Below are 26,397 nucleotides of genomic sequence, written 5' to 3' on the forward strand. Positions count from 1 at the left end.
GCATGCACTGGCGCCGCCTGATGGGTCTGGCCATCTGCCTGGGCGGCGCTGCAGTGCTGCTGTCCGCCATTTTTCGCATGCTGCCGCTGGACGACCCGCGCATGCGCGGCGCACTGACCGGCGGCGCCATGGCAGCGCTGGCCACGGCACTGGGCACGCTGCCGGTGCTGCTGTCGCACCAGTTTTCGCAGCGCACCTACGACACGCTGCTGGGCTTTGGCGCCGGCGTGATGCTGGCGGCCAGTTCGTTTTCACTCATCATCCCTGCGCTGGCCAGCGCCCGCCTGCAAGGCGCCAGCGCCTGGGGGGCTGGCGGCATCGTGGGGGCGGGCATCATGGCCGGCGCGCTGTTTTTGATGCTGGTGGATCGCCTGGTGCCGCACGAGCATTTCGTCAAGGGGCTTGAAGGCCGGCAGGCGCGCGCCCTCAAACGTGTGTGGCTGTTCGTGCTGGCCATCGGTCTGCACAACCTGCCCGAGGGCCTGGCGATTGGCGTGGCCTTCGCCGGCACCGACCCGGTGGCCGCGCTGGCGCTGGCCACGGGCATCTCGATCCAGGATGTGCCGGAAGGCATGGTGGTGGCACTGGCGCTGCGCGGCGTTGGCTATGGCCGCTGGCGATCGGCGGGCATCGGCATGCTGTCGGGCCTGGTGGAACCGGTGGCGGCGGTGCTGGGCGTGGCAGTGATCAGCCTGTCGGCCAGCCTGCTGCCCTGGGGACTGGCCGCCGCCGCAGGGGCCATGCTGTATGTCATCAGCCACGAGATCATTCCCGAATCGCACCGCGAGGGCCATGAAACCTTTGCGACCGGTGGGTTGATGGTTGGCTTCGTGGTCATGATGCTGCTGGACACCGCGCTGTCCTGAAGCATTACAAACGCAAAAAACTCCCCGGGGCGCCTGCCACTGTGCAAGGTGCCACCGGGGAAGTCATCGGCCAGCCAGGCGAGGCCGCCTGAAAAAAACTTCAGTTGCGGTCGGCGCGGGCGCGGCGTGTGGTCATGGCGGAGCCTGTACCACCGCTGTTGTTCGTCATGCCGGCGCCCGTACCCATTCCAGAGCCGGAACCCGTGGCTGATCCACCCATGCCTGCGGCACCGCCCGTGCCCGAAGTCCCGGCCCCGCCAGACGTTCCAGCGGCGCCCGGTGTTGTACCCATGCCGGAGGCTCCGCCCACGCCTGTTGCGCCGGGGCCTGTTGTGCTGCCGGGGGTGGTGCTGGCGCCTGAGGTGCCGGCCGCGCCCCCGGCGCCAGAAGTCCCTGCCGCGCCGGAGGTGCCAGCGGCACCCGGCGTTGCACCCATGCCGGAAGCTCCGCCGACGCCTGTCGCGCCGGGGCCTGTCGTGCTGCCCGGGGTGGTGCTGGTGGCTGCAGGCCCGGTTTGCGCCTGGACCAGGCCGAAGCTGCCGGCCAATGCGGCCACTGCCAGGGCAGAGGCCACGGTATTGAATGCCTTCATGATAAGTCTCCTTGAATGTCCGGCCTCTTGTGAAACCGTCAGGTGAATGAGCCAGGCCGGCAGGTTTGCCAGCTGCTTTCAATCTAGAGCCTGGGAAAGGTTTTTGGGTCGGTCGCTTGCTGATGTGGTTGTAGGACAACAATGGCCCGATGGCTTAACCCCTGCGCTCGTTCAATGGCGATGACTCTGCTGTTTTCGTGGGCGGAATGCGGGCATTTGGGGCGCTGGTGTCATGTTCAGGACTTATTTTTTCTTCGGCTTTTGCACTTCATATCGGAAATCACCAGGTGCCTGACAGCCGCTGCCAGCGGGCAGAAAACACGGTCATTTTTCCCAAACGACCCCTGAATCGCCCAAACATATTTTTTTCATTAAATCCTCGGCCCAACTGACCGACAGTCCTGTGCAGCAGGTTCGACATGCAGGCCGGTGAATCCAACACGACAAGGGCTGCGTATCAAACGTTCACACAAAATACGTCTTCATACTTTTATTCAGGATTGGACCTTGATGAATTCACGACTCGCTTTTGCGCTGCTTGCAGCCTGGGCCGCATTGCTTGGCGGGGCCAATGCCCGGGCCGATACCGGCAAACTGCTGCTCACCGGAGGCGTCAGCACGGTTGAAGGCACAGCTGGCGGCGGACTCACGCCGTGGGCGGTGGTTGGCAGCAATGCCACCGAAGGGGAAGTAGGCGCTTCGGCCTATCTGACGACAGTGGGCACCGGGGATTACGGCCTGAACATTTACGGTGCGGCCATCGGCATCCATGACCGCTACGAACTGTCAATTGCCCAGCAGGACTTCAACACGCGGGACACCGGCAAGGCGCTGGGCCTGCCAGGCCTGCACCTCAAGCAATCCATCGTCGGCGCCAAGGTGCGGATGCTCGGCGATGCGGTGCTCGACAGCGATACGCTCATGCCGCAGGTGGCCGTCGGCGTGCAGTTCAAGCAACTGGGCTCAACCGGGCTGGACGCAACGCTCGAAGCACTGGGTGCCAAACGCCACGGTACCGATTTTTATGTCAGTGCCACCAAGTTGCTGCTGGGCCGGGGACTGCTGCTCAACGGAACGCTGCGCGCCACCAAGGCCAACCAGAATGGACTGCTGGGTTTTGGCGCCACGCTGGGTGGCGATGAAAGCAGTTACCGGTTGCAGCCCGAGTTGTCAGCGGCCTACCTGGTCAGCAAGAACATTGCCGTGGGCGCCGAATACCGTTTCATGCGCAACCGGCTTGAAACGGCGGGCCGCGCTGCAGGGCTGGGCAATGGCCTGCGTTCGAGCGACTGGAAAGACGTGTTCATCGCCTGGGCGCCGAACAAGAATGTCTCGCTGACGCTGGCCTGGGTGGACCTGGGCGTGATCGTGCCCGCCACCACCGGCAGCCGCCGGCAGACCGGCTACTACCTGTCGGCCCAGGCCGCTTTCTGAACCCGTGCCTGCCACCTCTACGCAAGGAAACCCCGTGAAAAAAACCCTTCTCTCGTTCGTGTTGGCTGCAGCCGGCTTGCTGATGGCTGGCACGACCATCGCCCAGACGATTCCCCTGAACGACACGCTTTACAAAGCCTTTGGCGAAAAAGCCGGCCTGGTGTCGCTGATGGATGATTTCATGACGCGGCTGCTGGCGGACCCACGCACCCGCCCGCACTTCCTGCCTGCCAACCAGCAGCATGTCAAGGAGCAGCTGGTCGAACAGTTCTGCGCGCTAGGCAGCGGACCCTGCGTCTACCAGGGCGCCGACATGAAAACCGCACATGCCGAACTGGACATCCGCAAGTCGGACTTTCATGCGCTGGTGGAGGTGTTGCAGCGCAGCATGGACGCGCAGGGCATTCCCTTTTCCCGACAAAACCAGATGCTGGCGCTGCTGGCACCCATGCACCGCGACGCCATCACCATTCACTGAAGCAACCGGCAACACCATGAAAAAATTTCTCTTTTCCAGCGCCATGCTGGCCGCCTGTGCAGGCGTTATGGCCGGCAGCCTGAGCGTTGCAGTCGTCGACAAGGAAGGCCAGCCCGTGCCTGACGCCATCGTGCTGGTCTTTCCGTCCGACAAGTCGGCGCTTCCAAAAGTGCCGCTGCCCACGCAGGCCACCATTGCGCAGGAAAAAATGCAGTTCCTGCCCAATGTGACGCTCGTGCCTGTGGGCGCCCGGCTCAGTTTCATCAACAACGACCCGTGGGACCACCATGTGCGCTCGTCGCCTGCGGGCATGGGACAGTTCAACGCGACACAGGCGGGCTTTGAATTGCGCCTTGAAGGCAAGAGCGCCGGCAAGCCGTCCAGGCCAACCGAGGTCACGCTGGCAAAGGCAGGTGCGCTGAGTGCCACGCTGCTGGGCTGCTTCATCCATGGCTCGATGCGTGGCTATGTCTATGTCAGCGAGACGCCCTGGGCCGCCAAGACCAGCGCCGAAGGGCTGGCCGTGTTCGACGACCTGCCCGAGGGCGCAGCCCAGGTCCGGGTCTGGCAGGCCGACCAGTTGGTTGACCTGGCGCCGCGCCCCTTCAACGTGTCAGCGTTGCCTGGAAAACTCAGCGTACAGCTGGGTGTGGTGCCGCGCCGTCGCCGGAGCTGATTGCGTTTTTCAACCAATCCGAGATCAGGCACGAGCCCAAGCACATGCTGAAACGGCCCGGGCGAAGCAATGCCATAGCGGTTTGACTGCAAATTGGATTGCACCGCCGGACACAAAAAAGGCAATGGGAATACGTTGACAAAAGCTTTCGCGAAACTTACCGTGGACGCTTCGTACGGAGGCTTGCATGTCGCAATTGTCCCACCCCAAACCAAGACCCTGGAACCGCATCACGCTGGCGCAGCTCCAGCGCATCAAGCACTGGCGGGAAGCGCGGCATGCATCGCAGCCGCAGGAATGCCGGATGTGGGAAGCCGTGCTGACGCTGTGGTTGATGGGCTGGGTAGGCTGGATTCCTGCTTTCGAAGCTGAAGCCTACTGGGCTTTTCCACTCTGCCTGCTGGGGGCCTGCACGCCGCGGCTGTATGTGTACTGGCGCAGGAAGGCCCACGCGGCGCAGCGGCTCAGGTGCGACTGGCTGGACCTGCTTGATTAATGCGGGAACCCTGAAACAGCGTCAGGCGCCCTTCGCCGTGACCGCCGCGCAGGGGCGGGCAAGGCGATGGCGTTCAGCCCTTCGCTCCTCACGGCGACGGGCTGGACCCCGCAGCCTTGCGGGCTGGCAGCGTGTCGGCTGCCAGCTGCTCGTTGAGCGCCTCGGCCTGGACGGCGGCGTTCCTGCCGGCCACGAAGGCATGGTCCGAGTTGTAGTATTCCCATTCGCTGTAGCGGCCCGCCAGGATGATGTTGGACCGGGCAACCCAGTGGCGGATGGTTTCAACATGCGCGGCGCGGTCATGGTCGTAAACCACATAGGCATACGGCATGTCCAGCTGGTTCGCGGCCAGAATGGCGTCGTCTTCAGTGAACATGCCGACCTCGATGCACTCGCGGATGCAGCGGTCGATGAGTTGCTGGCCGTCGCACGGCAGCGGCTTGTAGGGCGAATAGGTGATCTCGCACGTCAGGCCGAACCCGCCGGGTGCGTTGCAGTGCGGGCTGGCGTTGCCCTGCACGAAGATGCGGTGAAACACCGTGTCTTCCGGGTAATAGATCCAGTGCTTGTCGGTCAGGTTTTCGCGGCCGATGCCCAGGTTGACGCAGCGCACCGACACATGGCGCAGGCCCCTGGCCGCCGCCTGCACCGAAGGCGGCGCCTCGTCGCCCATGGCCGCGACCAGATGCGGCAGCGCCAGCGTGCTGACCAGCGTGTCGTAGCGGTAGCTGCGGCCGTCCTTCAGCGTCACCGTGCGGCGTGAGGGCGACACCGCGATCACATCGGCCTGCATTTCCACGTCGCCTTCAAGGAGCGGCAAAAAGCCGTCCATCAGCGCCTGGAAGCCACCGCGCAGCGGGTAGCCGAAGCGCGCGTTCGGGCCCATTGGCTTGTTCACCGGTTTCAAGGCGCCGTCGATCATTTCCTCCAGGTCGGGCATGGGCACGCGGCCGCCCAGCCAGGAGGTTTCCATCTCGTCGAGCGGCACGGCCCAGAGCTTCTTGTTGTATGGAATGGCAAAGTGCCTGGCCACGCCGGCACCCCAGACCTTGTAGATGAATTCCTCGAAATTCTTCGGTGCCGCCGCAGTGCCCTTGGTGATCACGCCGGCAACCGGACTGCCACTGGCCGCATGGGAAATCGTGGCGGTCGCCGCCGAGGGCGCCGAAATGGCTGCGCCGGGAAGCTCTTTCTTCAGCGGCCCGAAACGCGCTTCAATCGCGCCGATCAGGCATTCCTTGAGCACTTCGGGCGGCAGGCCGTACAGCGCGCCCTGGAACGGGTAGCGCGTGTACACCTGCTTGCTGTGGATCCAGGCTTCGCGGTTCTGCCAGTGGACGTTGTCGCCGAGCAGGGTCTTGTACAGGTCCAGCACATAGGCATCGTTGGAAAACATGATGTGGCCGGCATAGTCAAAGGTAAAGCCCTGGTCCACGATCGAGCGGCACCAGCCGCCCACCGTGCCGGCTTTTTCCAGCAGCAGGCTGCCTTCGCCCAGGTGGTAGGACGCCGCCAGGCCGGTCGGGCCGGCGCCAATCACCACGGTGGAATAGTGCCGGGCTTCACCCTCGCCCAGCGCCGTGCCATTTTGCATGCGCCCCAACGGCTGGCCTTCAAAACCTGAGGTGCTGTCTATGGCAAAGCCGGAATGGGCCGCATCCTGCACCGGGACAGTCTGGCGCGGGGTCAGCGCGTCAATCTGGACACGAATGGCGTCAACCGTCGCATCCCACGAGGTGGCGGCAACGATGCTTCGCATCTGCTCGGCGCGGCCGGTTGATTCAGCCTCCGATTCGGCCAGCAGCGCCTCGCAGGCGTCGATGAATTGCAGCGCCGTGTCGGCAATCGCCACGACATGGCCGTAAGGCTCGGCCACATCGCGGATGCGCGTGCTGACCGACGGCCTGCCAGCGGCCATGTATTCCAATGTCTTGGTCGGGCTGATGAAACGCGTGGCGTCGTTCAGCGCGAACGGCAGCAGGCAGACATCCCATCCGGCCATGAACTGCGGCAGGTCTTCATAGCCTTGCTGGCCGAGCCAGTGGATGTTGCTGCGCTGCGGCAGCTTGTCCGAGTTGATCTTGACCACCGGGCCGACCATGACGATCTGCCACTCGGGATGCACGTCGGCCATGGCGGCGATCAGCTCCAGGTCGATGCGCTCGTCGATCACGCCGCAGTAGCCCAGACGCGGATGCGCCAGGCCGGACTGCGCCGGATGGTCGGGCAAGCCGTTTTCCACGGCCGACGCGAAATGCCCGGCATCGACGCTGCTGGAAAAACAATGCACGTTGTCATGCCGCTCGCGCTTGGAACGGAACAGGCTCGGGCCGCCGGTCAGCACCAGGTCGGCCAGCTGGTAAAGCGCGTTTTCACGCTGGACCAGCTGGCGCGGCGCATGCAGGAAAGCCGACAGCTCGTCCATGCAGTCGTAGATCACCACGCTGGGCTGCAGTTCGGCGGCCAGCGGCAGCGCCATCGGGGTGTAGAACCAGACCAGGTAATCGTCGATGTCCTCGTCGCGCAGGTAGTCGGCCAGCTGGCTTTGCAGTGCCGGCAGGTGGTCGTCGTGAAAGCCTGGAAAGCTGCTGGTCACGTGCGGGCGCAGCACTTCGATATTGGCGGCGGGCGACAGCCGCTCCAGAAAATCACGGCCATTGGGAACCGGCTCTTCCATGAAGACGATCCGGTAATGCCGGGCCAGGCGCGAGAGCAGGTGCTGTGGCCGCTGGTAGACAAAGTTCCAGCGCAGGTGTGAAAAAACAATAATGGTTGGCATGTCGGCTCCTCGATAGTTGATAAATTGGCTGGTGCTGGAAACGTCCGTTTGAGGCTGCGGACCGCCGGGCAAATGGCGTTGCCAGCGCCGAAGTTGCTCGGCATAGGGTTCACACAAAACGCGTGTGGACAGGACTTTTTCGTCGCCCGGCAATGGCAGCAGCACGTCCCAGAGCCCGCTGCGGTGCCAGTGCGAAAAATCGTCCCAGCCGTGCCGGTCAATCGCCGGGTACAGGCAGATGCCCTCAATCGGCATGCCGCGCGCCCGGGACACGCTGACTTCCCGCGCCACATCGTCGAGCCACTGGCCCCGGCCGTCGCCCACATGGCTGGTTTCGGCCAGCATCATCGGCGCGCGGTAACGCTGCCACACCGAATCGAGCAGTTCACTGAGCGGCTTGCGGCGCGGGTCGCGCAGGTGCCAGTGCAGGGGATCGTTGGCATGCCCCTGCTTGGTCCACTGGTTGTCGTGGTAATAGTTGATGCCGACGATGTCAAGGTGCCGGGGCGATCCGCCCAGTTGCGGCTCGGCGCGGCCGGACAGCATGTCCCAGGCTTCAAAGGCACTGGCGCTTTGCCGGCGCGCCGCTTCGCGCACTTCGGGAGGCGCATCGTGCGGCGCCGCGACATGGATCAGCGGGTCACCGTGCATGAAGCGCGCCTGCGGGTCCACACTGCCCATCGCATTGCAGGCCTGCAGCGCGGCACGCACCAGCTGAATTTTTACCGCCACTCCATCGCCGGAAAAAAGCGTGCGCCGGGCATGCTGCATCAGGCCGGTCGATGACAGCGCCCAGGCCAGAAAGGAAATTTCGTTGATCGGCTGGTAGAAATGCCGGCCGCTGGACACGCTGCACAGCGTGCGGGCCACCTTTTCGCTGAACGCTGAAAAGCGCCCGACAAAGGCCGGCGACAACAGGTCGATATCGGCAGGCCAGCCATAGTGCATCAGCGTCCAGATCACCTCGATGCCGTGCTGCTGCGCCACTCCAGCATGCTGGCGCAAGCGCTCGAATGCGGCATCACCTTGCTGTTCCGTGACGCGCCAGCCAATGCTTTCACGCACCGTGCGAATGCCAAAGCGGGCCAGCAAGGCATAGTCCGCGTCAAGCTGCTGCCAGTGGTGGTTGGCCTGGTTCATCGACAGGGGGCAGCCCGCACTGTTCAGATGGTCGGCACCTTCGTAGCCCGCCATCCAGAAGGAACGAAACAGGCCTTCAGGGGCTGACGGCCCGGGGCTGGAGGCGGTGCTGAACCAAGAGGAATCTGTCATGTCAACCTGTTGTCAAAATCTGCGTGAAAACAGGAGAGCCCTGTCGATTGGAAGAGCTTGCGGTGCTGCTGTGCTGGCGGGCCGCGCCGACTCGATGCCCACCTCGCAAGACAGTCGCAGTGCGGCAGAAAATCCCCGTGACATGCCTTGCACAGCAGCAAAAATCGCTCAACTTCGAAATGATTGTCAAAGGCGGGAAAACCGCAGGATGTAGGCGAAATGTGGAGCGCAAGGTGCGTCTTGAGCCACGGCCCGGGTCGGGTCAATGCCATGCAAGGCCAGCAAATTCCGGCCTTGCACGCGACGCAATCCCTACAAACCCGAGATCGAATGGCCCAGCGTGAAGGCGGCCACGGCGCGCGGCACCGTCAGCCTCCCGCGTGCGGCGCAGCGTCTCAGGTGCGACTGACTGGACGGCGTGCGCTGGCATAAAGTGCCGCCATGAATCCACTCGCCTGCTTCAGCCTGGACACTTCTGATCACATTGCCCACCTGGTGCTCAATCGTCCCGAGGCCATGAACACCATGAACCCGGCCTTCTGGCGCGAACTGGATGCGGTGCTGACGCAGCTTCATGCATCAGGGGAGGCCCGGGTACTGGTGATTTCCAGCACCGGCAAGCATTTCAGCGCCGGCATGGCGCTGGACACCTTTGCCGGCAGCAGCACCCTGGACGACCAGAGCGCCGAAGGCCGCGCCGCCATCTTCGACCTGCTGGCCGGCATGCAGGCGACGTTCACCCAACTCGAAACCCTGCGCATTCCGGTGATTGCCGCGATCCAGGGCGGCTGCATTGGCGGCGCGGTGGACATGGTGACGGCGTGCTGCCTGCGCTATGCCACGGCTGACGCGTTTTTCTGCATCCAGGAAATCAACATCGGCATGGTGGCCGACGTGGGCACGCTGCAGCGCCTGCCCAAGCTGATGCCGCTGGCAGTGGTGAAAGAACTGGCCTATACCGGCCGCAAGCTGGGCGCGGCCAGGGCGCTGGCCTATGGCCTGGTCAATGAAGTGTTTGACACACCCGAAGCCCTGCTGGCCGGCGCGCTGCAATGCGCAAAAGAAATTGCCGCCAAGCCGCCCGTCGCCATCTGGGGCACAAAGCAAGCAATGAATTACGCCCGCGACCATTCGGTGGACGACGCGCTCAAGCAGATGGGCTGGCTGCAAGGCGCGATCTGGAGCAACCAGCATGTGCGCGAAGCGGTAACGGCCATGAAGGAAAAGCGCGCCGGCAGCTTTCCGGACCTCGCCGCCCTTGAATATTTCAATGAAAAAGGCCTGTAGCGCACATGCAGCGGGCGCAAGCAGCTATTGATTCAATAGCTGCTTGCGTCAATCAACCGACCCGCTGCCAAAACCACCAACTGGCCAGCAGGACCAGCAGCACCGATCCGCCGCGCACCACCACATTGGCGTACCACGACCGGCCCACCAGTGCCTGCGACACCAGCACCCAGCCCAGCACGGCCATCAGCTGGCCAGCTTCCACGCCCAGGTTGAACCCGGCCAGCGCCCAGGGCAGCAGCCCGCCGGGTGCGGCGGCTTCGAGCAGCAGGCCGGCAAAACCAAAGCCGTGGACCAGGCCAAACAGCAATGCCAGCACGTCAAAGCGGATCCATTTCACCGGTCGCAGGTTGAGCAGCGCGGTCACCACGATCGACAGCGCGATCGCCGGCTCCACCCACAGCGGCGACGCCTGCGTCAAGCCAAACGTCGCCAGTATCAGGGTGATGGAATGGCCCACCGTGAAGGCCGTCACGGTGCGCAGCAACGTCAGCCAGGTGGCACGGCTGGCATAGGCAGCAGTCCCGATATCAGGATGCTGGCGCAGCAGTGCGGCGGATGGACTGCGCCGCAAACTCAGTTGCAGCGGCAGTACCAGCGCCAGCAGGAAAGCCAGGTGGTCGTAACCCTGCAGCAAGTGGTGAACGCCCAAGCTGAAATAGTCACGCAGCGCCGACCACTGATTGGAAGCGCCAGCGCTTTTTGCCTGTGCACCGCCGCCTGCCATGGCGGCATCGGTCACGCCAGGACTGAGCAACAGGCTGCCCTGCTGCGGCGACATGGTGCTCAGCAGGTCCTTGCCGCCAATGCGGCCGGCCACCAGAAGGCGATGGGTCGAATCCTGATCCTTCAGCAGCAAGTAACTAAAACGCAGGTCTTGCCCGACCGGACAGCGGGCGGTTGCTTTAGCGCGCAGATAAACCCCGTCGCTGCGGCGTTCCAGGCCGTCGGTTTGCCAGTTGAGGCGGCAGGCACCCGTCGCGCCAGCGGGCGCGTCAAGCTGGGCCTGCTGGTTGAACAAGGCCAGCGCCTGTGGCGTTGCGGCCTTGACTTCGCCCCAGGTCACGCGGCCGTCAGCGTTCCCATCCATCGGCACGACCAGGTCAAGGTCCCGAATCGCCACCGCCAGCACGAAACTCAGGTCACGCAACGTTCCAGCGCTTTCGGTACTTGTGGCGTCAGATTGCTGCACTTCAAGGTAAGCATCACTGCCCTTGTGCGCCTGTGCGGGGCTGCCAGCCAGCCCCAAGCCAAACGACAGCACCAGCAGCCAGCCGGCTTGCCTCAGGGGACAAAGAATCGCCCGCATCATTTGGCGGCCTTGGCCGCAGCAGTGATGGAAGCCAGTCGCACATCATGCAAGCCGGCCGCCTGGATGGCGCTGCCAATTTCTGCCAGCGCTTGTTGGTCATTGGCCTGCCTGGCGCTTTGCAGCGCCACCCACCAGTCCAGCGGCTCGCGCTGCAGCTGGAGATTGCGCCTGGCCAAGGGCAGCGCGCGCACCGCATCGTCGTCCAGCCACAAGGCCGCCAGCGCCAGTTCGCGCCCGTGCAGCGTCGTGTCGTCGCCGCGCCGCTGCAGCTCGTCCATGCGCGACTGCAGCAATTGGCGCCCGGCCGTCCAGCGCGCATCACCCAGACGCTTCCAGGCGGTGGCTTGGCGCAGCACGACGGCATCGGTTTCTGGCAACGGCGTGAGCAGCTTGAGCGCCTGGGTCGTCTTGCCGGTGCGCAGCAGCAGATCGCTGAAGGCGATGGCGGTGTAAAGGTCGTGTTCGGCCGCCAGGCTGCGGGTGTAGGCGTCGGCGGCTTGTACATCCCGCCCCGCGCGTTCGTCGCTTTCCGCCAGCAGCGACAGCAACCAGCTGCGCTGGCTGGCGTTGGCAGCCCGGTCAATCAATGCCTGAAAATCCTGCCCTGCCTTCAGGTTCTGGCCCTGCAGCGATTTGGTTTCCAGGCGGCAGGCCTGGGCATACAGCGCCTGACCGGAACGTTCGACGGCATCGCAGGCGGCCAGCGACTCGGCGTAGCGGGATGAAAGGCGTTCCAGCGACGCCAGGTTCAGCCAGCCCTGCGCATGACCGGGCGTGCGCGTCAGTGCTGCCGTGAGCACGGCGCGCGACGCTGCAAATTCGTGTCGGCCCTGCTGCACCGTGGCCTGCAAAACAGCCAGATCGGCAGGTGCGTCAGGCCGGTCCCACCACGGGGCCAATATGGCCTGAGCACGGCCCCAATACCGGGTGTCGCCGGTCTGCCGGGCCACGCCAATGTCTTCGCGGGCTTGCGCCGCAGCCGCCGCCGGATCACTGGCCGGCGCGCTGCTTGCCGACGCTGCGGTGGTTTGCGCCGGGCGGTTGCGGGTCACGGCCGGCAAGACTTCCAGAACTTCATCGTCCCGTGCGGGCTGCACGGCAGTCGCCGCCACGGCATTGAGCTGTACCGCCAGCAGCAGGCCTGCCAGCGCCATCAGTTTGGAAAAACGGTGCATCTCGCGTGCTTTCATGAGAACTGCCAAGGGGCGCAGCATGTCGGACCACCAGCCGGTGCGCTGCCACCACCCTAAAAAATTACGTAAAAATGGCCCGGAAATCGACGAATCTCGACTGCCGGGCCACGTCACCCCTTGCGGTTACTGCAAGGGTGCCGGATCCGCGTTGTCGTCAACCGCCAGCGTCAGCGGATTGATGTCAATCGGATCGGTGTTCTCGCCGTTGCCAGCGATCAGGCCGTTGATGTAGGCCACCACATCGGTGATGGTCTGGCCGGCCGACCCACCGCCGCCGGCGCCATGGTCGTCGCTGTTGCCGCCACAGCCGGCGAGCAGCGCGGCAGAGAGCGCGGCACCTGCCAGCAGTCTTGAATTGAGCTTTAACATGATGTTTCCTTTTCAGGTGCGGTTTTTATTTGGCACCCGGAATCGGGGTATTGAGGTAAGGGAATACCTGCTGGAAGTCGGTCGCGCTGGCACGCACGCCGTCCACAAAGGCCACGCCGCCGGCCGGTGCATCGGCCGGCTTGCAGCCAACCTTCAGCGCGTCGGTGTCGCCCGTCAGCACGCACAGCGCGCCCATGGCCACGCGCAGCGAAACGTCCACCACGTCGTCGGCCAGGCGGCGGCCGTTCGGGAAGCCAGCGTTGTCGCCTGCCGCCACGCCCAGTGAGTTCTGAGCAGCCGCTGGCTTGGCAGCAATCGACGTGTTCAGGCGCAGCATCTCGGTCAGCGGACCGCCCACGCCCAGGCCGGTGATGTTGGCCGGCCGGTTGACCGTGGGCAGGCCGGTCAGGAAGGCGGTCATCAGGTCAGTGCGCGGGAAGTTGGTCGGTGCCTTGGCACTGGGGAAAAGGGTTTCGATCAGCGCTGGCAACGTCGGGTTCGTCACGTAGTCGGCAAAGTTGGCTGCGTCGTTGAGCGGCTTGCTGCCGTTGAACTTGTCCTTGTCCTTCAGCCCGATCACCACCTCGTTGACCAGCGGCATGCCCAGACGCGACACCTGGGTCCAGGCACCGCCCACTTTTTCGCTGGCCTGCAGACCGGACGGCGTCGCGCCATTGAGCAGACGGCCCTGGCGCAGGCTGGCCGTGGTCCATCCGCCAATGACTTTTTCATTGCCTTGCGTCAGGCAGCTGGCCGGCACTTCCAGCGCCAGCGAGGTGACGTTCTTGTCTGCCAGTTCGCCGAACTTGCCACCCGCTGCCGCATTGGCCTCGTTGGTGATGAAGGAGGCAGGCGCGTTCACCAGGTCGAAGATCACCCCCAGGTTGACCGAAAAGGCTTCCTTGCGCTGGCCGACGAACACCTTGCCTGGCGTTGCGCAGCCGGGAATGTTGATATTTTGGATATAGGAATTGGCATAGCCTTCGTAGCTGCCGCCGGGGAAGGTCTTGGTGCCGATGTAGTCGATCGGTTTGCCAAAGGTTTTGCCGCCACCAGCAGCCATCGTGACGGCCTCGCGCTTTCCGCTGCGGCGGTCGCCGCGCACCACGTTCAAGGTGAAGCTTTCGGTGTAACTCAATGGCGCGCCCGCTGCATTGGTGACAGGACCGGCCTGGCGCAGGGGAATCGCCACCTTCTTGCCGCCAACATCCAAGGCAATGCCGACGCCGTCCTTCAGTTCGTTCTTGAACTGGAACTGGAAGGTCAGGTCTTCCTTGCCGTCGCCGTTGTTGTCCAGGTGAATTTCGTAGAGTGCATTCGGGTCAAGCGAAAAATAATTGGGGCCGCCGTAGGCGTCCTGCAGCGGCAGGTAGTTGGCAATCATCGTCACGTTGCCGGTCTTGCCTGCCTCGTAGCTGTTGAACATGTAGAAGTCGGTGCCGTCCACCTTCGGAGCGGTGGTGATGAACGGCGCTTCGCGGTGGCTTGATGCCATGGCGCTTCCGGCTGCGGCGAGCAGCAGGCACGCCCTGGCGATGTGCCCAATTTTCATTTTCATGGTGGTTCTCCTGATTGACTGGTTGACTGAATGACAGCGGTTGCTGCTAAGCCTTTACGCTGGCTACAGCATTCCGGATTCAAGAAAAAACATGAATCGGCGCCTATTGTTGAGGCATTGACACACGCTTCCACATGTCAGGGCAATTGCCTACATTCAACCGGGGAAACCAGGAAAAAGACGGCCAGCCTGACGCGCATGCACGGCGCATGGCGGTGAGCCGCTGTTTTTTTTCCGTCGGGGCAACTACTGCCGCGCTGTGCGGACATTGGGCGGCATGGCCTGCGGGTGGCTGGTGCGAAACGGGTTGATGTCGAGCCCGCCGCGGCGCGTGTAGCGCGCGTACACCGTCAGCTTGACCGGCTTGCAGCGCGTCCAGAGGTCCATGAAGATGCGCTCGACGCACTGCTCATGGAATTCGTTGTGGTTGCGGTAGCTGACGAGGTACTGCAGCAGCCCTTCCTGGTTGATCTGCGGGCCGCTGTAGCTGATGCGCACGCTGCCCCAGTCGGGCTGGCCGGTCACCAGGCAGTTGCTTTTGAGCAGGCTGCTGGTCAGCACCTCGGTCACCGGCGGCTCGTCAAACACGGCGGTCAGCAGGTCGGGCGCGGGCGTGTAGCGGCTGCATTCCACGTCCAGCCGGTCCAGGCTCAGGCCATCGAGTTCATGCACCGGTTCACGGTCGAACATCTCGGGCAGCAGCAGCTTGACGCCGACGCTCGAAGCATTCGGCGCGCCGTGCCAGGCGGCTTCGCTGATGTCGGCGCGCAGCCGCGCCTGCACGGCGGCGGCGTCGGCAAACCGGGTGTTGTTGAAGCTGTTGAGGTAGAGCTTGAAGGACTTGCTCTCGACAATATTCGGCGTCTCGCAGGGCACGGTGAAATGCGCCAGCGCCAACTGCGGCTTGCCGCGCAAGTTCAGCCAGCTCAGCTCGAACGCGGTCCACAGGTCGGCGCCGAAAAACGGCGGCGCGGCACCCACGCCAAGCTCTTCGCGCTTGGCCAGGCGCGGAATCGGAAACAGCAGCGACGCATCGTACTGGTCCACGTAAGCAGACGGTTTGCCGAGTTCGGAATGTTCAGGAAGGTTCATGGTGGAGTACAGGGGTTGTCGGGTTGGCCGCATCAAGGTGCGGAATCAGCAGGTCCAGCAGGCGCTCGACCACGCCGGGCGGCAGGTCGTGGCCCATGCCCTCAATGCCGGCCAGGCGCGCGCCGGGAATGCGGCGGGCGGTGTCTTCGGCGCAGGCAAACGGCACCAGCGGGTCGGCCTTGCCGTGGACCACCAGCGTCGGGATATTTTTCAGCCCGGCAAGTTCATCGGCGCGGCCACGGTCGGCCAGCACGGCGACCATCTGCCGCAAAATGCCGACCGGGTACAGGCTGCGCCGCGCCGCCGCGCCAACGAGGTCGCGCCACTGGGCGTCGCTCATCGGAAAACCGGGGCTGGCAATGGCCTTGAAGACACGCACCGAATGGCCGATGGCCGCGTCCAGTCCTGGGCCGGCGGGCCGGCTCATCAACACGCGGCTGACCTCGGGGGCAGGCCCGGGCAGGCCGCGCGCGCCGCTCGAACTCATGAGGCTGGTGAGGCTGAGCACCCGCGCCGGCGCCAGCAACGCCAGGCGCTGGGCAACCATGCCGCCCATGCTCGCCCCGACCACATGCGCCCGGTCAATGTCCAGCGCATCAAGCACGCCGAGTGCATCCCGCGCCATGTCCAGCAGGCTGTAGGGCGGCCTGATGCGCCAGCCAAGCCGGTATTTCAGCCCCGCCCACGACACGCCGGGCTTGCCCAGCGCATCGAAATGCTGGCTCAGGCCGGCGTCGCGGTTGTCAAAACGCAGCACCCGGTAGCCCGCGTCAAGCAAGGCCTGCACCAGGGCGGGCGGCCAGGCAATCAGCTGCATGCCCAGGCCCATGATGAGCAGCACAACCGGGCGCGGCCGGCCCTGCGCATCAAAGGCGGCGCCGCTGTCCTCGACTTCGATGTCGATATTGTTTGCTCTTTTTTTCATAGCTGCTTTCGCCCATGGGGCTTGCGCCAAAGGGTTAATTGATCAAAATACATCGACACGCAAGCTGAACTTTACCGACAGCCGTGACGCCTGCAGCCTCAAATGCCCTGCTGGCGCCGGAACACCAGCCGGTCCAGCCCCGACGCGCTGGCGTCAAAGCCATAGCCTTCGGCCGCAAAGCCCTTGAGCTTTTCCACCACGACCACTTTGTTTTCAATCGCGTAGCGCACCATCAGGCCGCGTGCGCGCTTGGCCATGAAACTGATGATCTTGTACCGGTCACCGCGCCACTCCTCGAACACGCAGCTCACGACACGCGCCTTGAGCACCTTGCGGCTGACCGACTTGAAATACTCCTCGCTGGCGAGGTTGACGATCACCGGCGACACGTCGGCGGCGGCGCGTTCATTCAGGTAGTCGGCAATCTGCGCGCCCCAGAACTGGTACAGGTTCTTGCCCTGCGCGGTCACCAGCGCGGTGCCCATTTCCAGCCGGTAAGGCTGCATCCAGTCGAGCGGCCGCAGCACGCCGTACAAGCCGCTCAGGATGCACAGGTGCTGCTGCGCCCAGTCCAGCTGCGCGTCGCTCAGGGTCCCGGCGTCCAGCCCGCCATACACATCGCCATTGAAGGCGAGCGCGGCCTGCTTCGAGTTTGCGGCGGTGAACCGGGGCGACCAGGCTTGGTAACGCGCCGCATTCAGCCCGGACAACGCGTCCGAGAGCTTCATCAGCGTGGCGATTTCCTGCGGCGACTTGGCGCGCATCACGCCAATCAGTTCGGCGGCCTGCCGGGTGAACAGCGGCTGGCTGTGCGGTACATGGCCAGACGGCGTGGCGTAGTCAAGGGCTTTGGCGGGGGACAGCAAAAACAGCATGGGCAGAGGAATCCTTTGCGCCGGATTATCGGGTACCCCGTTGCGCCGGCCACGCAAGGAATGCAGGGTTTGCTCAGGTAAAGTGAGCGGCCAGGTACCGGCGCTGCGCGAGCCCGGCCTTCATCCCTTTTTTCTTCTGACGGACCCGCCGACCATGCGCCTGCTGACCCACCACCACCTCGACACGCAGCGCGTGCGCGCCCAGTTTGCCAAGCTGCAGCAGGCCGTGGCGCGCGACGACTTCAAGAGCCGAACCTCAAGAAGCTGTCGCCCACGCCCTACTGGCGCTTCAAGCTCGACCAGACCCACCGGCTGCTGGTGCAGTTCGCCCGCCACGGCGACGAAACCGTGTGCCTGGCGCTGGAGGTGATTCTCAACCACGACTACGCCAACTCGCGCTTCCTGCGCGGCGCTTCGCTGGACTGGGCCCAGCTGGACCTGGACGACGCGCCCGCGCCCGGCGCCGACGACCTGAACGCGCAAGCCCCGGCGCTGCGCTACGTGCATCCGCAGCGCAGCGAGATCCATGTGCTCGACAAGGTGCTGAGCTTTGACGACGCGCAGCAGGCCGTGTACGACACGCCGGCGCCGCTGATCCTGGTCGGATCGGCCGGCTCGGGCAAGACCGCGCTGACGCTGGAAAAGCTCCGGCTGGCGCGCGGCCGGGTGCTGTATGTGACGCAATCGGCGTTTCTGGCGCAAAGCGCGCAGGCGATCTACTTTGCCCACGGCTTTGAGGCCGACGGCCAGGAGCCGGAATTCCTGAGCTACCGCGAGTTCATTGAAACCGTGCAGGTGCCGCCCGGCCGCGAGCTCGATTTCACCGCCTTCACCGGCTGGTTCGAGCGCTACCGCAGCGCGGCCAGACAGGCCACCGGCGGGCTCGACGCCCACGCGCTGTTTGAAGAATTTCGCGGCGTGATCTCCAGCCGCGCCGACGGCGTGTTGACGCAGGGCGCCTATCTGGCGTTGGGTGTTCGCCAGTCGCTGCTGGCCGCCGAACAGCGGGCGGCGGTGTTCGATCTGTTCGAAAAATACCGCGCCTGGCTGGCCACTTCTGGCCTGTTCGATGTGAACCTGGTGGCCCACGACTGGCTGGCCAAAGCCCGGCCGACCTACGATTTTATGGTGGTCGATGAAGTGCAGGACCTGACCAGCGTGCAGCTCGCGCTGCTGCTGAAGACGCTGGCCAAGCCGGGGCAGTTTTTGCTCTGCGGCGACTCGAACCAGATCGTGCATCCCAATTTCTTTTCGTGGGCGGCGGTCAAGACGCTGTTCTGGCAGGACGAATCGCTGGCCCGGTCGCAAACCATCTCGGTGCTGCGCGCCAATTTCCGCAACGCCCAGGCGGTGACGCAGCTGGCCAACCGGCTGCTGAAAATCAAGCATGCGCGCTTCGGCTCGATTGACCGCGAAACCAATTTCCTGGTGCAGGCCACGGCGCACAGCAGCGGTTCGGTGCAATTGCTGCTTGACAAGGACAGCACCCGGCGCGACCTCAACGCCAAGACGCGCGGCTCGACCCAGTTTGCCGTGATCGTCCTGCGCGACGAAGACAAGGCCGCCGTGCGCGCCCAGTTCCAGACGCCGCTGGTGTTCTCGGTGCATGAGGCGAAAGGGCTGGAATACGCCAATGTAATCCTGGTCGACATGGTCTCTGGCCAGCGCCAGGCCTTTGCCGAAATCGCCAAGGGCGTGCAGCCGCAAGACCTGCAAGGCGACACGCTGGACTACAGCCGGGCCCGCGACAAGACCGACCATTCGCTGGAGCTGTTCAAGTTCTACGTCAACGCGCTGTATGTGGCGCTGACCCGCGCCGTGGACCAGCTGCTGCTGGTCGAAAGCGACACCACCCATCCGCTGCTGCAACTGCTGGACTTGCGTACCAATGACGCGATCAGCCTAGCGCAGCAGCAGACTTCCAGCCAGCAGGAATGGGCGCAGGAAGCGCGCCGCCTGGAGTTGCAGGGCAAGCAGGAGCAGGCCGACGCGATTCGCCAGAACGTGCTGAAAACCCAAAAACCCGGCTGGCCGGTGTGGGACGAAGCCGCGTTGCAGGAATTGCTGCCCAAGGCGCTCCAGCCGGGGCAAATCTCCAACAAGCCGCGCCAGGCGCTGCTCGACTATGCGCTGTGGCATGGGCAAAGCGGCTGGATTCACGAGCTGGCCAACGCCGGCCGCTTTGAGCCCGCGCTGCAAATCGTCCGCGCGATGGACAGCTTCAGCAACCCGCGTTACTTCCCTGAGCAAACCCAGGCCGTGTCTCAATTCATGAGCAAAAAACTGGCGGTGGTGGCCGAACGCCAGCGCCAGCCCTATGCCGGGCGGGCTTTCAAGGACGTGCTGCGCCAGTGCGACCAGTTTGGCGTGGACCACCGTACCTACTTCAACGCCACACCGCTGATGCTGGCCGCCCAGTGCGGCAACGTGCCGCTGGTCGAGGCGCTGCTGGCGCGCGGCGCCGACCCGCTGCTGCGCGACCACTACGGCCAAAGCGCCTGGGACCATGCGCTGGAGCGTTTTCTGGACGACCCGGCGCATACCCAGCACCATCTGGATGCGCTGTACCCGCTGCTGTCGCCGCCGGTGCTCGATGTGCAGACGGCGGGCCGGCTGATCCGGCTGGAACGCCACCAGGGCGAATACTGGCTGCTGGGCGTGATGCTGGCGAGCTACAAAAAGCTCTATTCGCAGGCCGTGCCCCATCCGCACGTCTATCGCAACCTGAAAGGCTTTTGCGCCGACCACCTGATGCGACATAGCGAGCGTGTGCCCGACAGCGTGCTGCGGCCCGAGCGGCGCCGGCGCGTTTACTTCAACGGCGTGCTGTCGCGCGCCGAAGTCCACAGCAGCTACCAGCCCAGCCGCCAGCTCTGGCTGCGCACCCAGAACGGCTACTACACCTTCAATCCCGAACTCCAGTTGCGCGCCCACGGCGGCGGCGCCTGAGTGCCGTGGAAACAGTGGCTGAACCAGCCGCTGGTGCATGCGGGCTGCGGCATTGAGGTGCCAAAGGCATGATTTTGCTCATTTTTTAATAGCTGCATGCACTCGACAGTACTTGACAAGAAGCCGATCTCATTCATTTTTACGTAACGACTCAGCTCCCTCGGAGCTGTTCATTTTTTCATTTGTCATTGCGGACTTGATCCGCAACCCATGGCCCCGTGTGCTATGACTGCACTCGGAGGAAGACATGGGTCCCGGGTGCTGAAACCCCGGACTTGATCCGGGGCCGGGATGACACAGACTCCTGTCATGACGCGTCACCCTAAAAAGCGGTTGGAGTAGTTATCGCAGGGAAAATAATGCCCCGTGTTCAAGGCCTGCCACCCGGTCACCAGCGTCGAATAAAATCAGGCCAGTTCCATCCAACCCCAGGCGGCATCCCTGCGATGCCGTTTTTCATTGCTCCATGACCGACGCTGCCACCCCTACCCCGACCGCCCCTGCCACCGACGCCGCCAAGGTGTTTCCCCTTACGCCGGGGCTGGACAGCCTGGCCAAGTCCTTCGAGCCTGCCGACATTGAAAGGCACTGGGGACCGCGGTGGGAGCAAAGCGGTCAGTACGAGCCGACGCTGGATGCCGCCAAGCCGTCATTCGCCATTCAGTTGCCGCCGCCCAATGTGACCGGCACGCTGCACATGGGCCATGCCTTCAACCAGACCATCATGGACAGCCTGACGCGCTACCACCGCATGAAGGGCGACAACACGCTGTGGGTGCCGGGCACCGACCACGCCGGCATTGCCACGCAGATCGTCGTCGAGCGCAAGCTGCAATCCGAAACCGGCAAGACCCGCCACGACATGGGCGCCAGCCCCGCCGAGGCGCGCAAGAACTTCGTCGCCAAGGTCTGGGAGTGGAAAGAAGAATCCGGCTCGACCATCACGCGCCAGATGCGCCGCATGGGCGACTCGGTGTCGTGGAAGCATGAATACTTCACCATGGACCCGAAAATGTCCAAGGTCGTCACCTCGACCTTCGTGCAGTTGTACGAGCAGGGCCTGATCTACCGCGGCAAGCGCCTGGTCAACTGGGACCCGGTGCTGAAATCGGCGGTCAGCGACCTGGAAGTCGAAAGCGAGGAAGAAGACGGCTTCATGTGGCACATCCGCTACCCGCTGGCCGATGGCGCGGGCGACATCACCGTCGCCACGACACGCCCTGAAACCATGCTGGGCGACGTGGCCGTCATGGTGCATCCGGAAGACGATCGCTATGTTCACCTGATCGGGCAGCAAGTCACGCTGCCGCTGTGCGGCCGGACCATTCCGGTGATTGCCGACGACTATGTGGACAAGGACTTCGGCACCGGCGTGGTCAAGGTCACGCCCGCGCATGACGCCAATGACTACGCCGTCGGCCAGCGCCACAATCTGCCCATCATTTGCGTGCTGACGCTTGACGCCGCCATCAACGACAACGCGCCCGAGAAATACCGCGGCATGGACCGCTTCGTCGCCCGCAAGGCCGTCGTGGCCGACCTGGAAGCGCAGGGCTTTCTGGTCGAGGTCAAAAAACACAAGCTGATGGTGCCGCGATGCACCCGCACCAGCCAGATCATCGAGCCGATGCTGACCGACCAGTGGTTCGTTGCCGTCAACAAGGTGTCGGAGCAGGACCCGACCGGCAAGTCCATTGCACAAAAAGCCATCGACGCGGTGGACAGCGGCGCCGTGAGGTTCGTTCCGGAGCAATGGGTCAACACCTACAACCAGTGGATGGGCAACATCCAGGACTGGTGCATCTCGCGCCAGCTCTGGTGGGGCCACCAGATTCCGGCGTGGTACGACGAGGACGGCCAGGTTTATGTCGCCGTTGATGAGGCAGAAGCAAAAGAAAGGTACTGGGAAGAAAAGCATAAACAGGAACCTGAGCTTGGACCGCTGCTTATCAAACTTAAGTATTCAGAAGTGAAGCTGCGCCGCGACGAAGACGTGCTGGACACTTGGTATTCCTCGGCACTGGTGCCCTTCTCTTCCCTCGGCTGGCCGGAAAAGACGAAAGAGCTGGACCTGTTCCTGCCATCGAGCGTGCTGGTCACCGGTTACGACATCATCTTTTTCTGGGTCGCCCGGATGATCATGATGACAACGCACTTCACCGGCCAGGTGCCGTTCCAGCATGTCTATATCCACGGCCTGGTAAAAGACTCGCAGGGCAAGAAGATGAGCAAGTCCGAAGGCAATGTGCTCGACCCGGTCGACCTGATCGACGGCATCGAACTCGCCCCGCTGCTGGACAAGCGCTCGCAAGGCCTGCGCAAGCCTGAAACCGCGCCGCAAGTACGCAAGAACACCGAAAAGGAATTCCCGGCCGGCATTCCCGCTTATGGCGCCGACGCGCTGCGTTTCACCTTTGCGTCGCTCGCCAGCCTGGGCCGCAGCATCAACTTCGACAGCAAGCGCTGCGAAGGCTACCGCAACTTCTGCAACAAGCTGTGGAACGCCACGCGCTTCACGCTGATGAACTGCGAAGGCCAGGACTGCGGCCTGAGAGAGCACACCAAAGCCGAGTGCGCGCCCGGCGGTGAAATGGAAAACTACCTTGATTTCTCGCAGGCCGACCGCTGGATTGCCTCGACCATGCAGCGCGTCGAGGCGGACGTAGCCAAGGGCTTTCTGGAGTACCGTCTCGACAACGTCGCCGGCCACATCTACCAGTTCATCTGGGACGAGTTCTGCGACTGGTACCTGGAAATCGCCAAGGTGCAGATTCAAACGGGAAACGACGCGCAAAAGCGTGCCACCCGCCGCACGCTGATCCGCACCTTGGAAGGCATCCTGCGGCTGGCGCACCCCTTGATTCCCTTCATCACAGAGGAACTCTGGCAAAAAGTCGCGCCCGTGGCGGGCAAGGCCGGTCCGTTCATAGGGCAGGCGCCCTACCCGCAAAGCCAGCCTGAAAAGATCGACCCACAGGCCGAAGCGCATGTCGCCAAGCTGAAAACGCTGGTCGATGCCTGCCGCAACCTGCGCGGCGAGATGAAGGTATCGCCCGCCACGCGCCTGCCACTGCTGGTCGTGGGCGATGACGACTTTATCAACGCCGTGGCGCCGGTGCTCAAGTCGCTGGCCAAGCTCAGTGAAGTCAAGCTGTTCGCCATGGAGGCCCAATGGGTGGCCGCCGCCGAAGCCGCGCCCGTGGCTGTGATTGGCGATGCGCGCATCTGCCTCTACATGGAAGTCGATATGGCTGCCGAAAAAGCGCGCCTCGGCAAGGAAGCCGCGCGGCTTGAAGGCGAGCTGGTCAAGGTGCAGGCCAAGCTGGCCAACGAAACCTTCGTCGCCAAGGTGCCGCCCGCTGTGCTGGAAACGGAACGCAGGCGGCTGACGGAGTTCACCAACACGCTGGAGAAGATTCGCGAGCAGCTGGCACGGCACAAATAATGCTGCGCCGCTTCACTTTGCTCCGTTGTTCAGGGGATTGACGCAGGCCGGACCGGGACGTAGTCTGACGCCGGCCAAGCCGTCAAGGCCCGAGAATATTTCCTTATTTTTCAAGAAACGCCATGCAAAAACCCATCCTGAGAAAAGCTGTATTTCCCGTCGCCGGCCTCGGAACCCGCTTTCTGCCCGCCACCAAGGCAAGCCCCAAGGAAATGCTGCCTATCGTGGACAAGCCGCTGATCCAGTACGCGGTGGAAGAAGCCTATTCAGCCGGCATCCGGGACATGATTTTCGTGACTGGCCGCAACAAGCGCGCCATCGAGGACCATTTCGACACGGCTTACGAGCTGGAAACCGAACTGGAAAAAGCTGGCAAACATGAATTGCTGGCGCTGGTGCGTTCAGTTCAGCCCGACGACATGACCGTTGCCTTTGTCCGCCAGCCCCGCTCGCTGGGCCTGGGCCATGCCGTGCTGTGCGCTGAACACCTGGTCGGAAACGAACCGTTTGCCGTCCTGCTGGCAGACGATCTGATGGTCGGCCCGCCGGGCGGCGTGTCGGTGATGGCGCAGATGGCCGAGCAGTTCCGCACGCTTCAGCAATCGGTTCTGGCGGTGCAGGAAGTGCCGGCCGAGCACACCCGGCGCTATGGCATCGTGGCCGGTGAAATGGCGGGCGAGCGCCTGATGAAGGTCAGCCACATGGTCGAAAAGCCGGCGCCCGAAGCAGCGCCCTCCCGAATGGCCGTGGCGGGCCGCTACATCCTGACGCCAGCCGTTTTCGACCAGATCCGCAGCCAGCCCCAGGGCGCAGGCGGAGAAATCCAGCTCACCGATGGCATTGCCGGGCTGATGCAACACGAAAGTGTCTACGCGTTCCAGTACCAGGGCAAGCGCTACGACTGCGGCAGCAAGGAAGGTTTTCTGGAAGCGACGGTGGAGCTTGCCTTGCAGCACCCTGAAGTCGGCGTGTATTTCAGGAACTACCTGGACCATCTGCAGATCGGCTGGTCGGGCAGGGAACGCCGGGCTGAAAACCTGGGAAAGTAGCAGCGCACGGCCTGGTTCCGGTCTTTCTTGAAAGCCAGAACCAGGCGAAATCCCGCCGGCCTGGCGACGTCAAGGCAAACCGGAATCAGCGGCGCTTGAGCACGTGGATGTATTCATTGCCCACGGTTTGCTGGTCCACCAGGTCGTTGCCGGTCTGCTTGGCAAATGCCTGAAAGTCCCTGGCCGATCCGGCATCGGTTGACACCACGCGCAGCAGCTGGCCGCTGGCCATGTCGACCAGTGCTTTCTTGGCCTTCAGGATGGGCAGCGGACAGTTCAGGCCGCGGGTGTCGAGTTCTTTGTCGATGTTCATGAATGTCTTTGTTGCCAAACCCTGATTTTCACGCAGGAAACACACCGGTGGACAGGTAGCGGTCGCCCCGGTCGCACACTATGAACACGATCACCGCGTCCTTCACCATTTTGGCCGTTTCCTGCGCCACCCAGCAGGCGCCGGCAGCCGAGATGCCGGCAAAGATGCCTTCCTCGCGCGCCATGCGCCGGCACATGTCTTCGGCCTGCAGCTGGCTGACCAGGACCAGTTCATCGACATGGCGCGGGTCGTAGATCTTGGGCATGTAGGCTTCGGGCCACTTGCGGATGCCTGGAATGCGCGAACCTTCGCTCGGCTGCGCGCCGATGATCCGGATCGCCGGATTTCTTTCCTTCAGGTAACGCGACACGCCGGTGATGGTGCCGGTGGTGCCCATGGCGCTGACGAAATGCGTCACCGTGCCGGCCGTGTCGTTCCAGATCTCGGGGCCGGTGGTTTCGTAATGCACGCGCGGGTTGTCGGGGCTGGAAAACTGGTCCAGCACCCGGCCCTTGCCTTCTTGCTGCATGCGCTCGGCCAGATCGCGCGAGTATTCAATGCCGGCGCTTTTCGGCGTCAGGATCAGCTCGGCACCAAAGGCCTTCATGGTTTGCGCACGCTCGATGCTCAGGTCCTCCGGCATGATCAAAATCATGCGGTAGCCCTTGATGGCGGCGGCCATGGCCAGCGCGATGCCGGTGTTGCCCGACGTGGCCTCGATCAGCGTGTCGCCCGGCCGGATCTCGCCGCGCGCCTCGGCGCCCTGGATCATGGCCAGCGCCGGCCGGTCCTTGACTGACCCGGCCGGGTTGTTGCCCTCGAGCTTGCCCAGGATGATGTTGCCGCGTACGGTGTTTTCGGCAGCAGCGATTCGCTGCAGTGCGACCAGCGGTGTTTTTCCGATGGCGTCTTCAATCGTTGGAAATTTCATAGCCCACTACTGTGCCATAATTTCGTTCTTGAGTTTTACTGCCCGGGTGGTGAAATTGGTAGACGCAGGGGACTCAAAATCCCCCGCCGAAAGGCGTGCCGGTTCGATTCCGGCCCCGGGCACCATTCAGTAGAACCAGACAGATCCATAACCCGCATGCCGTATCGGCATGGCGGGTTTTTTGTTGCGTGATGCGCTTACGGTCAGATAGAAAAAGTGCTACCGGAGGACATATCTCTTCTTCAGCAATTTGACAGCCAGAAACAATCCGCACGCGTCACAGCCCGATGGGCAGCGACTTGAAGCACAAGACGAGGATGGCAGCACCGGCAATCACCCAGCCCAGGTTTTCCATATCGTCGTGCCTGCGGGTGAAATGGCATTACATCTCTTTCGAAAAACCAAGCAGGACCGGTCAAAGCGCAGCCGCCATGATGCTGAAAGGCAAGGCATTGACAGGCTAAACCAGGTCTGCGAAAAAGTGGATCATTTTTGTTTTTGGAAAC

General features: G+C 63.5%; 21 protein-coding genes and 1 tRNA gene. 11 read left to right on the forward strand and 11 right to left on the reverse strand.

Features of this window, described 5'->3' with window-relative positions:
• The first annotated feature begins 2 nt into the window (after positions 1-2).
• A complete protein-coding gene (locus IWX85_RS10620; protein ID WP_036812351.1) occupies positions 3-866 on the forward strand; it encodes a ZIP family metal transporter in 864 nt (287 codons plus the stop codon).
• A gap of 100 nt (positions 867-966) precedes the next feature.
• Here IWX85_RS10620 and IWX85_RS10625 read toward each other — a convergent pair whose 3' ends face one another.
• The gene (locus IWX85_RS10625) at positions 967-1,458 is read right to left on the reverse strand and encodes a hypothetical protein (protein WP_051984062.1); all 492 of its coding nucleotides are present in this window, start codon (positions 1,456-1,458) and stop codon (positions 967-969) included.
• Positions 1,459-1,968: 510 nt separating this feature from the next.
• Here IWX85_RS10625 and IWX85_RS10630 point away from each other — a divergent pair.
• From IWX85_RS10630 to IWX85_RS10645, 4 genes are all read left to right on the forward strand, one after another.
• A complete protein-coding gene (locus tag IWX85_RS10630) occupies positions 1,969-2,892 on the forward strand; it encodes a DUF3034 family protein (RefSeq protein ID WP_196869716.1) in 924 nt (307 codons plus the stop codon).
• A 34-nt stretch (positions 2,893-2,926) separates the two neighbouring features.
• Positions 2,927-3,370, forward strand: coding sequence for a group 1 truncated hemoglobin (locus tag IWX85_RS10635; RefSeq protein ID WP_036805218.1), 444 nt, complete (start codon positions 2,927-2,929; stop codon positions 3,368-3,370).
• A 16-nt stretch (positions 3,371-3,386) separates the two neighbouring features.
• The gene (locus tag IWX85_RS10640; RefSeq protein ID WP_036805220.1) at positions 3,387-4,046 is read left to right on the forward strand and encodes a plastocyanin; all 660 of its coding nucleotides are present in this window, start codon (positions 3,387-3,389) and stop codon (positions 4,044-4,046) included.
• A gap of 187 nt (positions 4,047-4,233) precedes the next feature.
• A complete protein-coding gene (locus IWX85_RS10645; protein WP_196869717.1) occupies positions 4,234-4,542 on the forward strand; it encodes a hypothetical protein in 309 nt (102 codons plus the stop codon).
• Between the two features lie 88 nt (positions 4,543-4,630).
• Here IWX85_RS10645 and IWX85_RS10650 read toward each other — a convergent pair whose 3' ends face one another.
• On the reverse strand, positions 4,631-8,593 hold the full coding sequence (locus tag IWX85_RS10650; protein ID WP_231379683.1) for a glycosyltransferase: 3,963 nt from the start codon (positions 8,591-8,593) through the stop codon (positions 4,631-4,633).
• A gap of 441 nt (positions 8,594-9,034) precedes the next feature.
• Here IWX85_RS10650 and IWX85_RS10655 point away from each other — a divergent pair, with 441 nt between their 5' ends.
• Positions 9,035-9,880: an enoyl-CoA hydratase-related protein gene (locus IWX85_RS10655; protein WP_196869718.1), complete on the forward strand. Its 846-nt coding sequence runs from the start codon at positions 9,035-9,037 to the stop codon at positions 9,878-9,880.
• Positions 9,881-9,932: 52 nt separating this feature from the next.
• On the opposite strand, the gene IWX85_RS10660 is transcribed toward IWX85_RS10655, so the two are convergent.
• From IWX85_RS10660 to yaaA, 7 genes are all read right to left on the reverse strand, one after another.
• Entirely contained in the window at positions 9,933-11,189 is a 1,257-nt protein-coding gene (locus IWX85_RS10660; RefSeq protein WP_196869719.1) for a HupE/UreJ family protein, read from the reverse strand.
• Positions 11,189-12,382, reverse strand: coding sequence for a lipopolysaccharide assembly protein LapB (locus tag IWX85_RS10665; RefSeq protein WP_196869720.1), 1,194 nt, complete (start codon positions 12,380-12,382; stop codon positions 11,189-11,191). Before IWX85_RS10665 ends, IWX85_RS10660 begins: the two co-directional genes overlap by 1 nt.
• 126 nt (positions 12,383-12,508) lie before the next feature.
• Positions 12,509-12,754 (reverse strand): hypothetical protein, encoded by a 246-nt coding sequence (locus IWX85_RS10670; RefSeq protein ID WP_036805229.1) that lies wholly within the window; start codon positions 12,752-12,754, stop codon positions 12,509-12,511.
• Between the two features lie 25 nt (positions 12,755-12,779).
• Positions 12,780-14,312, reverse strand: a complete 1,533-nt coding sequence (locus tag IWX85_RS10675) for a DUF4331 domain-containing protein (protein ID WP_196869721.1) — start codon at positions 14,310-14,312, stop codon at positions 12,780-12,782.
• Positions 14,313-14,558: 246 nt separating this feature from the next.
• Positions 14,559-15,404 carry an NADPH-dependent 7-cyano-7-deazaguanine reductase QueF gene (gene queF, locus IWX85_RS10680; protein WP_196869722.1) on the reverse strand — a complete coding sequence of 282 codons (846 nt, stop codon included), beginning with the start codon at positions 15,402-15,404 and terminating at the stop codon, positions 14,559-14,561.
• Positions 15,391-16,329 carry an alpha/beta fold hydrolase gene (locus IWX85_RS10685; RefSeq protein WP_196869723.1) on the reverse strand — a complete coding sequence of 313 codons (939 nt, stop codon included), beginning with the start codon at positions 16,327-16,329 and terminating at the stop codon, positions 15,391-15,393. The genes queF and IWX85_RS10685 overlap by 14 nt, the downstream gene beginning before the upstream one ends.
• Before the next feature lie 98 nt (positions 16,330-16,427).
• Positions 16,428-17,204 (reverse strand): peroxide stress protein YaaA, encoded by a 777-nt coding sequence (gene yaaA, locus IWX85_RS10690; protein WP_196869724.1) that lies wholly within the window; start codon positions 17,202-17,204, stop codon positions 16,428-16,430.
• 154 nt (positions 17,205-17,358) lie between these two features.
• Here yaaA and IWX85_RS10695 point away from each other — a divergent pair, with 154 nt between their 5' ends.
• The 4 genes from IWX85_RS10695 to galU all read left to right on the forward strand — a co-directional run bounded on the left by IWX85_RS10695 (position 17,359) and on the right by galU (position 24,647).
• A complete protein-coding gene (locus IWX85_RS10695; protein WP_196869725.1) occupies positions 17,359-17,574 on the forward strand; it encodes a hypothetical protein in 216 nt (71 codons plus the stop codon).
• Positions 17,523-20,153 (forward strand): ankyrin repeat domain-containing protein, encoded by a 2,631-nt coding sequence (locus IWX85_RS10700; protein ID WP_196869726.1) that lies wholly within the window; start codon positions 17,523-17,525, stop codon positions 20,151-20,153. Before IWX85_RS10695 ends, IWX85_RS10700 begins: the two co-directional genes overlap by 52 nt.
• Before the next feature lie 466 nt (positions 20,154-20,619).
• Complete coding sequence (locus tag IWX85_RS10705; RefSeq protein WP_196869727.1) at positions 20,620-23,598, forward strand: valine--tRNA ligase; 2,979 nt, start codon at positions 20,620-20,622, stop codon at positions 23,596-23,598.
• 122 nt (positions 23,599-23,720) lie between these two features.
• Positions 23,721-24,647: a UTP--glucose-1-phosphate uridylyltransferase GalU gene (gene galU, locus IWX85_RS10710; RefSeq protein ID WP_036805246.1), complete on the forward strand. Its 927-nt coding sequence runs from the start codon at positions 23,721-23,723 to the stop codon at positions 24,645-24,647.
• An 85-nt stretch (positions 24,648-24,732) separates the two neighbouring features.
• On the opposite strand, the gene IWX85_RS10715 is transcribed toward galU, so the two are convergent.
• Together IWX85_RS10715 and cysM are read right to left on the reverse strand one after the other, a co-directional pair.
• Positions 24,733-24,960, reverse strand: a complete 228-nt coding sequence (locus IWX85_RS10715; protein WP_036805254.1) for a sulfurtransferase TusA family protein — start codon at positions 24,958-24,960, stop codon at positions 24,733-24,735.
• Positions 24,961-24,988: 28 nt separating this feature from the next.
• Positions 24,989-25,891, reverse strand: coding sequence for a cysteine synthase CysM (gene cysM, locus IWX85_RS10720; protein ID WP_036805256.1), 903 nt, complete (start codon positions 25,889-25,891; stop codon positions 24,989-24,991).
• Between the two features lie 40 nt (positions 25,892-25,931).
• Between cysM and IWX85_RS10725 the strand changes: the two genes are divergently transcribed.
• A tRNA-Leu gene (locus tag IWX85_RS10725) sits at positions 25,932-26,016 on the forward strand.
• Positions 26,017-26,397: the final 381 nt, after the last annotated feature.

The sequence above is a fragment of the Polaromonas sp. CG_9.11 genome, assembly GCF_015752225.1.
In the GTDB taxonomy this organism is placed as follows: Bacteria; Pseudomonadota; Gammaproteobacteria; order Burkholderiales; family Burkholderiaceae_C; genus Polaromonas.

Excerpts from the sequence above, each read along its gene's own strand:
- IWX85_RS10705 (WP_196869727.1), top strand. The coding sequence starts at position 20,620 with ATGACCGACGCTGCCACCCCTACCCCGACCGCCCCTGCCACCGACGCC.
- IWX85_RS10640 (WP_036805220.1), top strand. The coding sequence starts at position 3,387 with ATGAAAAAATTTCTCTTTTCCAGCGCCATGCTGGCCGCCTGTGCAGGC.
- IWX85_RS10625 (WP_051984062.1), bottom strand. The coding sequence starts at position 1,458 with ATGAAGGCATTCAATACCGTGGCCTCTGCCCTGGCAGTGGCCGCATTG.
- IWX85_RS10670 (WP_036805229.1), bottom strand. The coding sequence starts at position 12,754 with ATGTTAAAGCTCAATTCAAGACTGCTGGCAGGTGCCGCGCTCTCTGCC.
- IWX85_RS10665 (WP_196869720.1), bottom strand. The coding sequence starts at position 12,382 with ATGAAAGCACGCGAGATGCACCGTTTTTCCAAACTGATGGCGCTGGCA.
- IWX85_RS10620 (WP_036812351.1), top strand. The coding sequence starts at position 3 with ATGCACTGGCGCCGCCTGATGGGTCTGGCCATCTGCCTGGGCGGCGCT.
- IWX85_RS10645 (WP_196869717.1), top strand. The coding sequence starts at position 4,234 with ATGTCGCAATTGTCCCACCCCAAACCAAGACCCTGGAACCGCATCACG.
- IWX85_RS10695 (WP_196869725.1), top strand. The coding sequence starts at position 17,359 with ATGCGCCTGCTGACCCACCACCACCTCGACACGCAGCGCGTGCGCGCC.
- IWX85_RS10685 (WP_196869723.1), bottom strand. The coding sequence starts at position 16,329 with ATGAAAAAAAGAGCAAACAATATCGACATCGAAGTCGAGGACAGCGGC.
- galU (WP_036805246.1), top strand. The coding sequence starts at position 23,721 with ATGCAAAAACCCATCCTGAGAAAAGCTGTATTTCCCGTCGCCGGCCTC.
- IWX85_RS10630 (WP_196869716.1), top strand. The coding sequence starts at position 1,969 with ATGAATTCACGACTCGCTTTTGCGCTGCTTGCAGCCTGGGCCGCATTG.
- IWX85_RS10715 (WP_036805254.1), bottom strand. The coding sequence starts at position 24,960 with ATGAACATCGACAAAGAACTCGACACCCGCGGCCTGAACTGTCCGCTG.
- yaaA (WP_196869724.1), bottom strand. The coding sequence starts at position 17,204 with ATGCTGTTTTTGCTGTCCCCCGCCAAAGCCCTTGACTACGCCACGCCG.
- IWX85_RS10655 (WP_196869718.1), top strand. The coding sequence starts at position 9,035 with ATGAATCCACTCGCCTGCTTCAGCCTGGACACTTCTGATCACATTGCC.
- IWX85_RS10650 (WP_231379683.1), bottom strand. The coding sequence starts at position 8,593 with ATGACAGATTCCTCTTGGTTCAGCACCGCCTCCAGCCCCGGGCCGTCA.
- cysM (WP_036805256.1), bottom strand. The coding sequence starts at position 25,891 with ATGAAATTTCCAACGATTGAAGACGCCATCGGAAAAACACCGCTGGTC.
- IWX85_RS10675 (WP_196869721.1), bottom strand. The coding sequence starts at position 14,312 with ATGAAAATGAAAATTGGGCACATCGCCAGGGCGTGCCTGCTGCTCGCC.
- queF (WP_196869722.1), bottom strand. The coding sequence starts at position 15,404 with ATGAACCTTCCTGAACATTCCGAACTCGGCAAACCGTCTGCTTACGTG.
- IWX85_RS10660 (WP_196869719.1), bottom strand. The coding sequence starts at position 11,189 with ATGCGGGCGATTCTTTGTCCCCTGAGGCAAGCCGGCTGGCTGCTGGTG.